The 13,162-nt window shown below is 39.7% G+C and carries 13 protein-coding genes; 1 reads left to right on the top strand and 12 read right to left on the bottom strand.

What is annotated here, in order from left to right:
* From AC1DRF_RS09095 to mce, 3 genes are all read right to left on the bottom strand, one after another.
* A partial coding sequence (locus AC1DRF_RS09095) for a M20/M25/M40 family metallo-hydrolase (protein ID WP_477740619.1) occupies positions 1-600 on the bottom strand: 600 nt, incomplete at its 3' end.
* 25 nt (positions 601-625) lie between these two features.
* The gene (locus tag AC1DRF_RS09090) at positions 626-2,176 is read right to left on the bottom strand and encodes an acyl-CoA carboxylase subunit beta (RefSeq protein WP_230183109.1); all 1,551 of its coding nucleotides are present in this window, start codon (positions 2,174-2,176) and stop codon (positions 626-628) included.
* On the bottom strand, positions 2,169-2,594 hold the full coding sequence (mce, locus tag AC1DRF_RS09085) for a methylmalonyl-CoA epimerase (RefSeq protein ID WP_028411573.1): 426 nt from the start codon (positions 2,592-2,594) through the stop codon (positions 2,169-2,171). Before mce ends, AC1DRF_RS09090 begins: the two co-directional genes overlap by 8 nt.
* Positions 2,595-2,744: 150 nt before the next feature.
* Here mce and prli42 point away from each other — a divergent pair, with 150 nt between their 5' ends.
* Complete coding sequence (gene prli42, locus AC1DRF_RS09080) at positions 2,745-2,840, top strand: stressosome-associated protein Prli42 (RefSeq protein ID WP_251530565.1); 96 nt, start codon at positions 2,745-2,747, stop codon at positions 2,838-2,840.
* A gap of 75 nt (positions 2,841-2,915) precedes the next feature.
* Here the strand turns inward: prli42 and AC1DRF_RS09075 are convergent, their stop codons facing one another.
* The 9 genes from AC1DRF_RS09075 to AC1DRF_RS09035 all read right to left on the bottom strand — a co-directional run bounded on the left by AC1DRF_RS09075 (position 2,916) and on the right by AC1DRF_RS09035 (position 12,962).
* Entirely contained in the window at positions 2,916-3,440 is a 525-nt protein-coding gene (locus AC1DRF_RS09075; RefSeq protein ID WP_075419579.1) for a L,D-transpeptidase, read from the bottom strand.
* A 98-nt stretch (positions 3,441-3,538) separates the two neighbouring features.
* Positions 3,539-4,489 carry an aromatic acid exporter family protein gene (locus AC1DRF_RS09070; RefSeq protein ID WP_427075272.1) on the bottom strand — a complete coding sequence of 317 codons (951 nt, stop codon included), beginning with the start codon at positions 4,487-4,489 and terminating at the stop codon, positions 3,539-3,541.
* Positions 4,490-4,648: 159 nt separating this feature from the next.
* Positions 4,649-5,371, bottom strand: a complete 723-nt coding sequence (locus AC1DRF_RS09065) for an amino acid ABC transporter ATP-binding protein (protein ID WP_427075273.1) — start codon at positions 5,369-5,371, stop codon at positions 4,649-4,651.
* Positions 5,364-6,023 (bottom strand): amino acid ABC transporter permease, encoded by a 660-nt coding sequence (locus AC1DRF_RS09060; RefSeq protein WP_013059114.1) that lies wholly within the window; start codon positions 6,021-6,023, stop codon positions 5,364-5,366. Before AC1DRF_RS09060 ends, AC1DRF_RS09065 begins: the two co-directional genes overlap by 8 nt.
* A gap of 31 nt (positions 6,024-6,054) precedes the next feature.
* Entirely contained in the window at positions 6,055-6,858 is an 804-nt protein-coding gene (locus AC1DRF_RS09055) for a transporter substrate-binding domain-containing protein (protein ID WP_427075383.1), read from the bottom strand.
* Positions 6,859-7,139: 281 nt separating this feature from the next.
* On the bottom strand, positions 7,140-7,577 hold the full coding sequence (locus AC1DRF_RS09050; RefSeq protein ID WP_427075274.1) for a BrxA/BrxB family bacilliredoxin: 438 nt from the start codon (positions 7,575-7,577) through the stop codon (positions 7,140-7,142).
* A 193-nt stretch (positions 7,578-7,770) separates the two neighbouring features.
* Entirely contained in the window at positions 7,771-8,766 is a 996-nt protein-coding gene (gene meaB, locus AC1DRF_RS09045) for a methylmalonyl Co-A mutase-associated GTPase MeaB (RefSeq protein WP_097824578.1), read from the bottom strand.
* Between the two features lie 16 nt (positions 8,767-8,782).
* Positions 8,783-10,933 carry a methylmalonyl-CoA mutase gene (scpA, locus tag AC1DRF_RS09040; RefSeq protein ID WP_427075275.1) on the bottom strand — a complete coding sequence of 717 codons (2,151 nt, stop codon included), beginning with the start codon at positions 10,931-10,933 and terminating at the stop codon, positions 8,783-8,785.
* A complete protein-coding gene (locus tag AC1DRF_RS09035; protein WP_477740618.1) occupies positions 10,926-12,962 on the bottom strand; it encodes an acyl-CoA mutase large subunit family protein in 2,037 nt (678 codons plus the stop codon). The genes scpA and AC1DRF_RS09035 overlap by 8 nt, the downstream gene beginning before the upstream one ends.
* Between the last annotated feature and the right edge of the window lie 200 nt (positions 12,963-13,162).

Genomic DNA, 13,162 nt, shown 5'->3' with positions numbered 1-13,162 from the left:
GCCTCGTTCAGGAGCTACACCTGCATGAGCTGTTTTTCCATAAATTGTTGCATTTACTTTTGCTTGCGTCGGCGCAGCAACGATAATGTCTCCCACTTTGCCATCGCTATCTAAAGCATATCCGAATTTTGCCGTTACGAGGTTAGAATCAAGAGCTTTAGCGCCCACTAAGCCAGATTCTTCTCCTACTGTAATAATAAATTCAATTTTTCCGTGCGCGATGTTTTCTTCTTTTAATACGGTGATGGCTTCTAGCATTGCTGCTAAGCCTGCTTTATCATCCGCTCCAAGAATTGTCGTGCCGTCACTTTTAATATAGCCATCTTCAATAGATGGTTTAATACCGTTTCCAGGTACGACTGTATCCATATGAGAAGTAAAGTAGATTGTGTCTACGCCTTCTTTTGTAGCTGGTAATGTGCAGATTAAGTTGTTGGCTCCGTGGCCCGTTTTTTCTTTTGCATCATCTTCTACTACTTCGACGCCTAATGCGGTAAATTTTTCTTTTAGTACAACAGCAATTTTTTCTTCATGCTTTGTTTCTGAGTCTACTTGTACTAATTCAATAAATAAATCAACGATTCGTTGTTCATTAATCATAATATGTAATCCCTCCAAAAATAACCTACAATGGTATGTTACCATGTTTCTTTGCTGGACGCTCTTCCTTTTTATTGTGCAACATTTCAAGCGCTTGTATTAATTTTATTCGCGTTTCCCGAGGATCAATAACATCATCCACCATTCCAGCGCTTGCCGCTACGTAAGGATTAGCAAATTTCTCGCGATACTGTTCAATTTTTTCATGTCTTGTTTCATCTGGGTTTTCGCTGCCTCGAATGTCGTTTGCAAAGATAATATTTGCAGCACCTTGAGGACCCATAACAGCGATTTCGGCATTGGGCCACGAATACACAAGGTCCGCTCCAATCGATTTACTATTTAAAGCTACGTATGCACCGCCGTACGCCTTTCGCAAAATCACCGTGATTTTCGGAACGGTAGCTTCGGAGTATGCATATAAAATTTTAGCACCATGACGTATAATTCCGCCATGTTCCTGCTTGATACCTGGGAAAAAACCTGTAACATCTTCAAATGTAATAAGTGGGATATTAAATGAATCGCAAAATCGAATAAACCTTGCTGCTTTATCTGAGGAGTTAATATCTAAACTGCCTGCCATTACTTTAGGCTGGTTACACACAAGTCCGACAACTTTTCCATCTATGCGGGCAAAACCAATGACAATATTTCTTGCAAAGTCTTTTTGCACTTCAAAAAATGAGTGCTCGTCCACTACTTGGTGAATGACTTGACGCACATCGTAAGGGCGCACGGCATCAAACGGGACAACGTCTAATAAATCCGGACGATAATGATCAGACTCTGCCTTTGAGGCTAAAGGAGGCTGCTCTTGGCTAGACTGAGGAAGATAGCTTAAGAGCGTTCGTACTTGTTCTAGCACCTCTTGTTCTGTTGCGCCTCTAAAATGGGCATTACCGCTAATTTCGTTATGAACAGCTGCTCCTCCAAGATTTTCAGAGGAAATGCTTTCTCCCGTTACCGTTTCAATTACTTTTGGTCCTGTAATGAACATTTGACTTGTTTCTTCTACCATAAAAACAAAGTCCGTAATCGCCGGTGAGTAAACGGCCCCGCCTGCACAAGGACCCATAATAACAGATATTTGAGGCATGACACCCGAATAAATGGCATTTCGATAAAAAATATGACCGTATCCATCAAGAGACATGACGCCCTCTTGAATACGAGCTCCGCCTGAATCATTTAAGCCAATAAACGGCACGCCTGTTTTAGCCGCTAAGTCCATTACGTGCGCAATTTTTTTAGCATGCATTTCACCTAACGCGCCTCCAAATACTGTAAAATCTTGCGAAAACAAATAGACTGAGCGACCGTTTACCTTGCCGTAACCTGTTACTACCCCGTCTCCTGGTCCTACTTGACTATTCATACTGAAATCTGCACACCGATGTTCAATAAACGGATTTAATTCGACAAATGTATGTTCATCCAAAAGAATTTCAATTCGTTCGCGTGCCGTTAGTTTTCCTTTATGGTGCTGTTTTTCAATTTTTTCGTCTCCGCCGCCTAACTCGATCTTTCGGCGCTTATCGTACAATTCATTTAATTTATCATAAATGTCAACCATGTTTCTTCTCCTCCTCTAGTGTTTTTTCACAGAGCTCATAAAGAACACCGTTTGCTGACTTTGGATGCAAAAAAGCAATGGATGCTTCCCCTGCGCCTTTGCGCGGAACATCGTCAATCATTTGCACACCCTTTTCCTTTAACTCGTTAATCCGTTCTTCAATCGTGCGCACACCTAAAGCAACATGATGAAGACCTTCACCTCTCTTTTTGATAAACGCGCCAACCGCACTGTCTTCAAAGAGCGGCTCTAATAATTCAATTTTTACGTTGCCGCACTGAATAAAAGCAACTTTTACGCCTTGTTCTTCTACTTCTTCTACTTTTAATAGAGACAGTCCTAATACCTTTTCATAAAACGGGAGGCTGCCTTCAATTGATTTTACAGCTATTCCTATGTGATCAATTCCTTTTATCACTTTCTCACCTCTTTTAAAAAAGCGTTTTCATTTACACATATTCTTGAAAACAAAAGAAATCTCCTGCTCACGTATCTACAGAAAGTTGCTTGTCTAAGCAGCGGAAGACATGTAAAATAGGAAAAAAACGTGTAGGAGGACTTTGGTTGTATGTCTAATAAGAAAATCCAAAAAACCATTGTGTTTTTAATGCTTCTTGTCATGTTAATATCTACGCTTTTAGCGGGACTTGCCATATGGTTTTAATCGAGACTGATGACTAAAAACATAGATGCACTGCTGCTTCTTTGTGCAATGCAAACATATAAAAAAGACTGGTGACTAGTCACCAGTCTTTTGCTGTATATTCACAATGCCTTTTTGAGCGGCTAACTCTTCAAAAGATTGATCTGTAGATACAATCCATACTTTTGTACCTAACGGGACTTGATCATATAAATGGCTTACTTCACGATTTTCTACGCGAATACAGCCATTCGATACATATTTACCGATGGAATCCGGCTGATTTGTACCATGAATGCCATAAATACGTCCGTCAGTCTCTCTTGCATCAAACCCAATCCACCTTACACCTAGAGGATTTTGAGGAGCGCCTCCTTCAATATTACTTCTCCGATAATAAGGATTAACAGCTTTTACTGTTACCGTGAACTCCCCTTCCGGCGTCAGATTAACTGTTTTCCCCGTTGCTACTTTAATAATTTGTTTAATTTCTTTATTTTGAATATAAGCAAGCTCATTGCTTTGTTTATTAATAATAATATAAGGATCATTTGGCAACAGATTTTCTCCTAATGGCCAAACCGGAGATAGTAGTAAAAGGATAAAAGCAAACACATGCACGTAATCCACCACCTTACGTTAGTCCTAAGTAGAAGACAAGAGAGATATCTCTTGTCTTGTTTAGTGTTCGTAAGCAAGATAAACAACATGCATACTGTTTAACTTATTTTTAAGGTTTGTTTAATAACCAAATATTGTTCAATTTCTTTGACTACGTGCAGTAAATCGGCACGCGCTTCAAACTCTTCCCGCGTTTTGGGAAGCGGCATCTCTGCAAACGCTTCTCGTAAATGCTGAAGTTTGGCTAAAAATAATTTTGCTGTATTACCGGGGTGGATGGATAGACTTAATTCTTCAATGAAATCGGCAATCATGTAGCGCTGTTCTACCACCAAATCAATAGCAGTAATGAGAGGAAGCGTTCGCTCAATAATTTCAAGCTGTTTTTCACGAATTTTAAAATAGCGGTAATAATAGTTTTCCCCACGCACAAAATGATTTTCTACATCACGAAACGCAAGGCTTTTTGCTTTTTCTAAAATTTTTACCGTATTTGCAATTTCCTTACCGTCCCAACTGCTGTCATTGGTTCTGAGATACAGGGCAATTTCTTTTAACATCGACCGGAAATTCTCTTCAATTTCTTGCTGATACGTGCGAAGCTCTTGATCTAAACTTGGCATGTATAAATTCACAAGCAGGGCAACACCTATCCCAATTACAATTAAGCCAAGTTCATTAAAGACGATTCCCCATGTCATATTGCCTTTGGAGTAAATATGAAGCAAAATAACGGAGCTTGTAACAATGCCTGCATTAACTTTGAATATAACCGTAACCGGGATAAACAAAAGCAGCATCAGTCCTATAACAAGTGGATGATAAGCAATCCCTTCAAAGAATATAAACGAAAACAGAATGGATAAAGAACAAGCAATAAAACGATCGCTTGCACTTCGCAACGATTTTTTCTTTGAATTTTGAATGCACAAAATGGTGATAATTCCAGCTGATACAAAAAACTCGAGGTGAAAGAACTGAGCTATAATAATAGCCAGTGATGTACCGACGGCTGTTTTAATTGTCCGGTACCCAATTTTAAATTTCATTTTCTAGACTCCTACATGTTGGTTTCTTTTTAGTGTGATAAAATACTCTATTCTTTATTAACACGAATAGAAAAATAACACAACCTTAAATCTTGCTGTACCGTATAAATCCCAATAAAAAAAGTGCAGAAAAGATCGTACTCTTCCTGCACTTTTTTATTATAAAATCTTTTCTAAGAAATCTTTAGCACGCTTGCTTTTAGGCGCTGAGAAAAATTCAGCCGGAGGCGCATCTTCAACAAGAACACCGCCGTCTAAAAATAGCACACGATCCGCTACTTCTCGTGCAAATCCCATTTCATGCGTTACAATGACCATCGTCATTCCTGTTTCTGTTAGCGACTTCATTACATCTAGTACTTCTTTTACCATCTCTGGATCCAATGCTGATGTTGGTTCGTCAAACAGCATCACTTTCGGCTCCATTGCCAGTGCTCTGGCAATAGCTACACGCTGCTTTTGACCGCCCGATAAGCGATTTGGAAACTCGTTGGCTTTCTGAGCAAGTCCCACTTTTTGGAGTAATTCTTTGCCTTTAGCAACAGCCGTTTCTCTTGACATGCCTTTTACCGTCATCGGAGCATACGTCAAATTTTCAAGCACTGTCATATGTGGAAACAAGTGAAAATGCTGAAATACCATTCCTACGTTTTCACGCACACGCATAATGTTTGTTTTTTTATCTGTAATCACTTGACTGTTAATTGAAACGACTCCGCTCGTCGGTTCTTCAAGCAGGTTCATACAGCGTAAAAAAGTAGATTTACCAGAACCAGAAGGGCCAATAACAGCCACGACTTCTTTTTCTTTAATCGTAGTTGAAATACCTTTTAAAACTTCATTTTTACCAAATGATTTGTGTAGATTTTCAACATTAATCACCTTTTCTCATTCTCCTCTCGACTGCTTTACCAAGGAGCGTTAAGCCCATTACCATTACATAATAAATCAACCCTGCAAAAATTAACGGTTCAAGGTAGGCGAATTTTTCTCCACCTACAATGTAAGCACGTCGCATAATGTCGAGTGCTCCGATAACTGTAACGATAGCTGATTCCTTTGTTAATGTAATGAACTCATTCATTAAAGCAGGTAAAATATTTTTGAGTGCCTGTGGCAAAATAATTTGTCCCATCATGCGGCGATAAGGAATTCCTAACGCTAATGCCGCTTCACGCTGTCCTTTATCAACAGCTAAAATACCAGCGCGAATAATTTCAGATATATATGCTGCAGAGTTTAGCCCGAACGCAGCAACGGCCGCTGGAAACGGGGCAATATCAAACCCGAGCAGCTGAGGTAATCCAAAGTATATTAATAATAATTGCAGTACTAGCGGTGTTCCGCGAAACACGGACGTATATGCATCCGCAAACCATTGAAGAGGTTTATTGCGGCTGATTTTACATAAAGATAAAATAACTCCCAGCACAAACCCTAAAATTGCTGAAGCTAGGACTATCTGTATCGTTACCCCTATCCCTTTTAAAATATAAGGCATAGAAGGCACGATTTGCGAAAAATCCAAATTCATGCCTAGTTCCATTCCTCTCTAACTATCATTCTTATTTTTGGTTGTCAAACCACTTAACGATTAATTTATCTAATTCACCGTTTTCTTTCATTTTCTTTAATTCACGGTTAAAGTCATTCGTTAGCTTGCTGTCTTTAGGAAATGCGATTGCTGATCCTTTACTTGAATCTGGACGCCCTGTATCAGACATTTGCAAGCTTTTGTCTTTATTCACATATCCTTTAGCTACTGTATCTTCAATAATCGCTGCATCGATACGATTTGATTTCATTTCTTGAATTAGTTCTGGAATACGGTCACGCGTTGTTACATTTACTCCGTCAACTTCTTTTGCAATTTCTTTTGCTTCGTCTGCTTGAATAGAAGAAGTTTGTACACCGACTGTTTTTCCTTTTAGTTCTTCTGCATTTTTAATTGGCGCATCTTTCTTCGATACAATCATGTTTTTTGCTTCATAATATACGTCTGAGAAGTCCACGTTCTTTTTACGCTTTTCAGTTGGTGTCATACCAGCTAAAACTAAATCGACTTTATTAGATTGTAAAGCTGGAATTAATCCGCCAAATTCCATATCCTTCACCTGTACGTCATAGCCTAACTTTTTACCGATTGTTTTTGCTAAATCTACGTCAAATCCGATTGCTTCACTATCACCTTTTGCCGTATCAATATATTCAAATGGTGGGTAATCTGCTGATGTTCCCATTACTAGTACTTTTTTATCTTTGTCGTCGCTGCTTGCTCCACCATTAGACGTTCCTTCTCCTGCTCCGCATGCAGCTAAAACGCCTGCTGTTAAAAGACCAATTGTCGTTACCGATAACCACTTCTTCAATTTCATCTTCGTTCCCCCTAGTTTATTCCTTACATTATTTTTTAAAAATTAATAATATTATGAAATAAGTTTTTTACTATTGCAAGTAAATGTCGAAATTTAAATATATATTCATATAAATGTATTTTAACACAACATTATAAATATGCAATATCTTTTTTAAATATAAGTTTCACTATTTGAAAATACCTTTTCTCAACATTTTCCACTCGTTAGAAAGCCTGCATACAGATAGGTAAAAAAACGCATAAAAAAAGAAGCCGTTCAAAACGGCTTCTCTCTTACACTTCTTCACAGTGCTGTTCGAATGCTTCTTGCAGCTTCATCACAACTGACATTGGCTCATGGCCTTCAATTTCGTGACGCTCTACCATTGTGATAATTTTTCCGTCTTTTAATAAGGCGAAAGATGGAGATGAAGGCGGATAACCTTCAAAGTATTCGCGTGCACGTACAGTTGCTTCTTTATCTTGCCCAGCAAATACTGTAACCAAGTTTGTTGGACGTTTATCATAATGTACAGCGTGCGCTGCAGCAGGTCTTGCAATACCTCCTGCACAACCACAGACTGAATTCACCATTACAAGCGTTGTACCAGGCTTTTTAAACGTTTCATCTACCGCTTCAGCCGTCGTTAATTCTGTATAACCAGCAGCTGTAATTTCTTTACGGGCTTGACGAACAACGTCGTTCATAAACAAGTTAAAATCGATATTCATTTTCATACCTCCCTTTTGCTATCTATTCTTTATCATAGCAAACGAAAACTAAAAAGGCGATTGCTTTGACTCATTTTTTCTTGGTAATCAAGATTAAACAAGAAAAGAAATGGTGATACTATTTTTACAGCTAGAAAACCATACTCTTAACTCCCTAGTGTAGAAGGATCCGCATAAAATACAGGATCCTTTTTTATATTTCCTTCATCGCCTGCTGGTAGGTTTTAATTAAGTGTTCGAGAGCTTCAGCCATTGTGACATCTCCCGTCATCATTTGTTTTTCAACATCCCCTAACGTTTGCTTAACTAAAGGATGTTCATAAAATGATTCTTGTAAATATTCATTAACACTTGCTTGTAACCATGCCTTCATTTGCTTTTGTCTTACTGTATAAAACAGATCATTTTTATTCATCCATTCCTTATAGTTACAAATTATCTTCCACAAGTCTTGAAATGATGCTTCTTCATAAGCAGAAGTTGTGATGACCTGTGGGTTCCACCCTTCAGAATGACCGTGAAGGAAACCGATGACGCTTTCGTATTCTTTTGCAGTCACTTCTGCTTTTAGCCGGTTATCCCCGTCTGCTTTATTTACACAAATCAAATTAACCCATTCAAGCAGCCCTTTTTTAATTCCTTGCAAATCATCTCCTGCTCCGGTTAAAGCAAGCAGAACAAAGAAGTCTACCATCTCTTTTACAATCATTTCACCTTGGCCAACGCCCATCGTTTCGACAAATATGATGTTATACCCAGCCGCTTCACAAAGAAAAATGGCTTCTCTCGTTTTAAGATGAACACCTCCAAGCGTTCCTTGAGAAGGTGAAGGACGGACAAAAGCGTTCTCTTGTTTGGTAAGAAGCTCCATTCTCGTTTTATCTCCTAAAATACTTCCTCCAGACAAGGTACTGCTTGGATCGACTGCCAAAACTGCAACGGAATGGCCATTTTTGCATAGGTACGACCCAAATTTGTCAATCAGCGTACTTTTTCCTGCTCCGGGTACGCCTGTAAAACCGATGCGCACTGAATGCCCCGTATGAGGATAGATTTCTTTAATCAGCTGTTGTGCTATTACTTTATGCTTGGGCGCTTTACTTTCAATTAAAGTAATAGCTTGAGCTAACGCTGTTCTTTTTCCTTCAAGCAGCCCTTGTTTATAATCTTGTACCGTTTTTAATTTCACCAATTGTCTTCACCAACTATTCTTCTAACCGTTTCTTTATTTCATATAAAACGGAAACGGCCGCTTTTGGGATTACTGTTCCAGGTCCAAAGATTGCAGAAGCGCCGTGTTCTAAAAGAAATGAGTAGTCTTGTTTAGGAATAACGCCTCCGACAATAACAACGATATCGTCGCGCTCTAATTTCTTTAACTCATCAACAAGCTGCGGCAGTAACGTTTTATGCCCGGCTGCCAAAGAACTTATGCCAATCACATGTACGTCGTTTTCTACAGCTTGCCTTGCTGTTTCTTGAGGCGTTTGAAATAAAGGACCGATATCAACATCAAATCCAAGATCAGCAAAGGCTGTTGAAATGACTTTCGATCCTCTGTCATGCCCGTCTTGCCCCATTTTTGCGACTAAAATTCTTGGGCGTCTTCCTTCTTCCTCTAAAAATTCAGCCGTGAGCTTTCGAACTTCTTCGATTTGATCTCGATGCACAAACTCCGCACTGTATACCCCGCTGACTGACTTAGAAGTAGCCTGATGTCTTCCAGCCACTTTCTCAATAGCTTCTGAAATTTCACCTAGTGTAGCTCTAGCTCTCGCAGCTTCAACCGCAAAAGCAAGGAGATTCCCTTCACATGTTTTGGCACAATTGGTCAGTCGATTAAGCGCTTCGATTACCGCTTGTTCGTTACGTTCACTGCGTATTTTCTTTAACTTTTCCAGCTGCTTCATTCGAACTGCTGTGTTATCAATATCAAGAATATCAAGCGGTTCTTCTTGCTCCGGCTGAAACTGATTCACACCTACAATAATTTCTGCCTGCGAGTCTATTCTTGCTTGTCTGCGCGCAGCGGCTTCTTCTATCTTCATTTTAGGTACGCCTGCTTCTATTGCTTTTGTCATTCCGCCGAGCTGCTCTATTTCTTCAAGGTGCTTCCACGCTTTTATCATTAATTCATTCGTTAATGATTCCACATAATAAGAGCCTCCCCAAGGATCAATAACGGAACAAATCTCCGTTTCATTTTGTAAATAAAGCTGCGTATTTCGGGCAATTCTAGCTGAAAAATCAGTTGGAAGAGCAATCGCTTCATCTAGTGCGTTTGTATGAAGCGACTGCGTATGTCCTGATACTGCAGCCAGAGCTTCGACGCATGTTCTAATAACATTATTAAATGGATCCTGCTCCGTTAAGCTCCATCCGGACGTTTGAGAATGCGTTCTAAGAGCTAGAGATTTAGGGTTATCCGGCTCAAACTGCTTCATTAATTTTGCCCACAGCAGCCTCCCTGCTCTCATTTTCGCTACTTCCATAAAATAGTTCATTCCAATTGCCCAGAAAAAGGATAGCCTCGGAGCAAATGCGTCAATTGTAATTCCCGCTTTCAAGCCGGTTCGTACATATTCAAGTCCATCTGCAAGCGTATAAGCAAGCTCTAAGTCTGCTGGAGCACCTGCTTCTTGCATATGATAGCCTGATATACTGATACTGTTAAATTTCGGCATGTACTCCGCTGTATATTTAAAAATATCCGCAATGATTCGCATTGACATCTCAGGAGGATAAATATACGTATTGCGCACCATATATTCTTTTAAAATATCATTTTGAATCGTTCCAGCCAGCTTTTCTTTTTTTACGTCTTGTTCTTCAGCTGTTACGATGTAGAAAGCTAAAATAGGAAGCACCGCCCCGTTCATTGTCATCGACACGGACATTTGATCAAGCGGAATCCCTTCAAACAGCTGCTTCATATCTATCATTGAATCAATTGCCACACCTGCTTTCCCTACATCTCCAACAACTCTTGGATGATCAGAGTCGTAGCCGCGGTGGGTAGCAAGGTCAAAAGCAACAGACAGCCCTTTCTGTCCAGCAGCTAGGTTTCGGCGGTAAAAGGCATTGCTTTCCTCCGCCGTTGAGTATCCTGCATACTGCCTAATAGTCCAAGGCCGATTCACATACATCGTTGCATACGGTCCTCTCACAAACGGTGGGACACCAGGTGCAAAGTGAATAAAGTCGAGGCTATCTCTGTCCTTTTTTGTATATACTGATTTTAATTCAATTTGTTCATTCGTTTGAAAGGCAGTGAATGAACTTTGAGTCACGTCATCTTCCCTTTGCTGCTTTGAAAATGATAATGGAATATTAGAAAAAGAAGGCTTTTTATACATGAACTTCTACCTCCAAAGCACATAATAACTTCTTAACGCATTGAATAACATTCGTCTTAGGATGTATGACGCTCATTACACCTTTTTGCTGCCACTGCGTTTTGCGTGATACATGTTCTTCCCCTACTACGTACACATAAACGGAATCTTCCTCAAAATACGTCATCGCTTTTGTTAAGAGCTTTTCCACAAGTTCATCACTTCCACAGATCACATATGCTTCGTGCTTTTGTTCATTCATCCAATCTGCTATCTCGACATAGGAATCTATGTTTTTAATTGTTTCACACGCAAAGCCTGCACTTTCAAATAAAGACCGGGCAATCTCAGCTTTTTTACGGCTGTTAGGATCGGTGAGCTCCATAATGCCAATGCTCATTCCCTTTGTATAAACCCGTATTTTTTCAAACTTCTCTGCTGCTCTCCACTTAGTGAGCGGCACAACACTGTCAGGCTGTGTCTGCTTCGCCATTTGTTTTAGCATCCACCCTGCTGTTACCCCTTTAGATGCTAGCTTTGTATAATCCTCCAGGGAAAGATTTGATGAAAATTCCGAAGTGTTCTGATCACTGTATTTATCCATTTTTATTTCTTCTTTTCTAAACGGCGTGCTTTTTATCCCTTGAGATACATCCTGTTGCTTAGGAGCATAGTGTGTGACTCCGATCAAGCGCTCAATTCGGCACTCTATATTCTCTTGTCTTTTTACTTTCATTTGTTCAACTTCATCTTGAATTCGCCCTTGTTTTAAAGCTTCTTCCATTCCGCCGTGGTCTTCAATGTTTCCAAATAACTCCCAAGCTTTTGTCATTAATTCATGTGTGTAGGCTTCAACGTACCAAGAGCCTCCGGCAGGATCCATTACTTTTGATATATGTGTTTCGTGCTGTAAAATTAAGTGAGTGTTACGGGCAAGGCGATGAGCGAACTGAGAAGATGAAGATGTGACAGAATCATATGGCTCAATATGCAGACTATCCGCTCCTCCTACAATAGAAGCAAATGCTTGAACCGTGCTCCTTAATGCATTTGTATACATGTCTTCTTTAGACTGTGTAAGATGTGACGTTTCTGTATGGATAAACGGCACTGAAACGGCCGTGTCATCAAAAGCACGAACCACATTTGCCCAAAGCATGCGAAAAGCACGAAGTTTGGATATTTCCATAAATAAATGTGAGCTAACTGAAAAAGAAAAGGTCATGTGAGGTAAAACTTGATGTAAGGACAAACCGCGTTTTATGCATTCATCAATATACTGCACCCCTGTAGCAAGCATATAAGCTAGTTCTTGAACAGCGTTTGCACCGCTGTTATGGTAAGGAATGCTTGATACAATGATCGTTTTGAGCTCTGGAACATTACTGTGAGCCAAACGCGTTGCGTAAGCTAAATGATCGTATAAATCTCGAGTAGAAAGTGGAACTCTTCCATATTCAGCAAGGGTGCCGAGCGGATCCATTCCAACCGTYCCTTTTAGCTGTCTCATATTAAAGTTATGATCAGCACAGTATGCTTTTAGAAACGAAAGAAGCGGAACGGAAGTACATCCCGTATTTAAAAATAAAGGCACCGCTTCAAGAGCTACATGCTGAAACAAATGAGCAACATCCTCTAAAGTAGAAATTGTAGCGCCTGATGCTACTTCAGCTTCAGTTGCTTCATCAACGTCTTTCCCTTGCCTCATTGCTTCACTGCACGTAAAAGCGGCCGTATTTTGTCCATTTCTCAAACTGTGTAAAAGAAGTTTATTGCTTTCTTTAATAGAAGGTAAGTCGATTTTTTGGGTGATTTCCCATTCCCCTAGTATGTATGATTCTTTACCGGCTCCTCTTAAACAATCTATTCCCGCCGGACTCTGCTGTAAGTAGTCTAAATGTGCCGTATCACTTTCGAAATAAAGCGGTTTCAAAAAGATGTTTTCCAACGTTTCTTTTGAAGAGGTCGCGGTATTTTTGCTAACTTCCTGTGCCCAATCTTCTTTAGGTGTACGTGTAAATTCATGAAATGATAATGTATTTGTTTTCATTTCMATGCCCCTTTACAGTTAATAGCTGCCTGCTAAACCGAGATGATTACACTTTGAAGTTTGATGATTCTTCTTTTATTTTAATACATCTTTTACAAATTGTTCAATCATTGCTTCAAAATAAAAAGGGACCGGGACATAATTAACCTACGTTTACCATCACCATAAAAAAATCCGAACGAGTTGGATTCTCTTTCAAG

This window comes from Priestia sp. P5_B4 (genome assembly GCF_056400385.1).
The sequence above is the reverse complement of the archived record's forward strand: the minus strand, read 5'-3'. Positions and strand labels throughout refer to the sequence as shown.

Excerpts from the sequence above, each read along its gene's own strand:
- AC1DRF_RS09090 (WP_230183109.1), bottom strand. The coding sequence starts at position 2,176 with ATGGTTGACATTTATGATAAATTAAATGAATTGTACGATAAGCGCCGA.
- prli42 (WP_251530565.1), top strand. The coding sequence starts at position 2,745 with ATGTCTAATAAGAAAATCCAAAAAACCATTGTGTTTTTAATGCTTCTT.
- AC1DRF_RS09070 (WP_427075272.1), bottom strand. The coding sequence starts at position 4,489 with ATGAAATTTAAAATTGGGTACCGGACAATTAAAACAGCCGTCGGTACA.
- AC1DRF_RS09060 (WP_013059114.1), bottom strand. The coding sequence starts at position 6,023 with ATGAATTTGGATTTTTCGCAAATCGTGCCTTCTATGCCTTATATTTTA.
- AC1DRF_RS09050 (WP_427075274.1), bottom strand. The coding sequence starts at position 7,577 with ATGAATATCGATTTTAACTTGTTTATGAACGACGTTGTTCGTCAAGCC.
- scpA (WP_427075275.1), bottom strand. The coding sequence starts at position 10,933 with ATGTATAAAAAGCCTTCTTTTTCTAATATTCCATTATCATTTTCAAAG.